This is a genomic window from Acinetobacter sp. 1207_04 (assembly GCF_052850415.1).
Window position 1 is genome coordinate 1 of sequence record NZ_VXCQ01000035.1, and the last position, 2,162, is coordinate 2,162.

The 2,162-nt window shown below is 42.6% G+C and carries 3 protein-coding genes; all 3 read right to left on the reverse strand.

Annotation, left to right across the window (positions count from 1 at the left end; translation table 11 throughout):
- On the reverse strand, positions 1–648 hold a 648-nt coding region (locus tag FW754_RS16345; RefSeq protein ID WP_446325254.1), incomplete at its 3' end, for a thiolase family protein.
- Between the two features lie 164 nt (positions 649–812).
- The gene (locus FW754_RS16350; RefSeq protein ID WP_446325255.1) at positions 813–1,466 is read right to left on the reverse strand and encodes a 3-oxoacid CoA-transferase subunit B; all 654 of its coding nucleotides are present in this window, start codon (positions 1,464–1,466) and stop codon (positions 813–815) included.
- A 24-nt stretch (positions 1,467–1,490) separates the two neighbouring features.
- Positions 1,491–2,162, reverse strand: coding sequence for a 3-oxoacid CoA-transferase subunit A (locus FW754_RS16355; RefSeq protein ID WP_419349907.1), 672 nt, complete (start codon positions 2,160–2,162; stop codon positions 1,491–1,493).

Here is a 2,162-nt window from a genome sequence, read left to right on the forward strand (position 1 = left end):
ATCGCCTTTACGCTGTGGAATCGTCACTGCAATGATTTCTTTATCGAAGAAACCATTTGCTTGTGCCGTAGCAGTACGTTGCTGACTAATGAGCGCAAACTGGTCTTGATCCGCACGATTAATATTGAATTGCTCAGCCACGTTTTCCGCAGTCTGTGGCATGGTTTCTACACCATATAATTCTTTGAGTTTTGGATTGATAAAACGCCACCCCATGGTGGTGTCTTCCATCTTTTGACCACGACCAAATGCAGATTCTGATTTACCCATGACAAAAGGTGCGCGTGACATTGACTCTACACCACCTGCGATGATGAGATCAGCTTCACCTGCTTTAATGGCGCGTGCTGCCATTGCGACAGCATCAAGCGAAGAACCGCATAAACGATTTACTGTGGTTGCAGGCACTTGGTATGGTACACCTGCAAGGAGTGCCGACATACGACCGACATTGCGATTGTCTTCACCTGCTTGGTTGGCACAGCCGTAAATCACATCATCAATTTTTTCCCAATCAACGCTTGGATTGCGTTCCATTAAAGCTTTAAGTGGAATAGCACCCAAATCATCGGTACGTAAAGTGGATAAACCACCTGCGTATCGACCAAATGGGGTACGGATGGCATCAATAATATAGGCATTTTTCATTTTTAAATCCTAAAAGAAAGCTCCTCCCTTTTTTAAAGGGTGAGCAGTCTTACTGCGCAAGGAGGGATTTAAGGAAACTAAAACCAATGGTTTAATCGTCCCTAAATCCCTCCTTTAAAAAGGAGGGACTTTTCGACCTCTTTAAAAAAGAGGTGTTAGGGGCGTTACTTTTGGGTTGCATCAATCAATTTTGCACCTGTCATTGACTGCAATTCATCAAAAGATAAGCCTTCAACTTTTTCAATCACTTTCATGCCTTCCACCGTCACATCAATCACACATAAATCTGTGTAAATACGATCGACACATTTCAAACCTGTGGCAGGATAATCAAGGGTTGCAACGATTTTAGGCTCGCCTTTTTTAGTGACATGATCTGTGGTAATAAACACTTTTTTGGCACCAACCGCTAAGTCCATCGCACCGCCCACCGCAGGAATTGCATCAGGTGCACCTGTATGCCAATTCGCTAAGTCACCATTTTCAGCCACTTGGAATGCACCTAAAACGGCAATATCTAAATGACCACCGCGCATCATGGCAAATGAATCGCCATGATGGAAATAAGCACCACCATTAAGTAAAGTGACAAATTCTTTACCTGCGTTAATAAGTTCAGGATCACGATCTTCTTCAGCAGGTGGTGGGCCAAAGGCTAATAAACCATTTTCAGAATGAAGAAATACGTCTTTGTCACTTGGTAAATAGCTTGAAATCTTGGTTGGTAAACCAATACCTAAGTTGACATAAGCACCATCAGGAATATCTTGTGCAACACGTTCAGCAATTTGGTCACGGCTTAGTTTGGTATAGCGCATTTTTTAAATCTCCGAATCCAATAGTTACTGTGCAGGTTGAACTTGTACAACGTGCTGTACAAAAATGCCTGCGGTGATGATATGCTCAGGATCTAAAGCCCCAAGCTCAACTATTTCAGAGACTTGTGCGATAGTGACATCAGCCGCCATTGCCATGATTGGACCAAAGTTACGTGCCGATTTACGATAAATAAGGTTTCCCCAACGGTCGCCTTGGTGTGCTTTTATGAGTGCAAAGTCAGCTTTAATTGGATTTTCGAGGACGAAGTCTTTGCCTTCGTAATTCAGTGTTGGTTTGCCTTCAGCAAGTAAAGTTCCAAAACCTGTTGGGGTATAGATTGGACCAAGTCCCATGCCTGCAGCTTGAATACGACACGCCAAGTTGCCTTGTGGAACCAGTTCTAATTCAATTTTACCAGCGCGGTAAATTTCATCAAAAATATAAGAATCTGATTGACGAGGGAAAGAACAAATAATTTTACGTACAGCACCCGTTTTAAGTAGTTTAGCCAAGCCATAATCGCCATTGCCTGCGTTATTATTAACAATGACAAGATCTTTAATGCCAAGCTCAATTAAACCATCAATCAGTTCAGCAGGCTGTCCAGCTGTACCAAAACCGCCAATCATGATGGTTGAGCCATCTTTAATTTGGGAAAGTGCTTCTGTTAATGAAGCGGTACTTTTATCAATCAT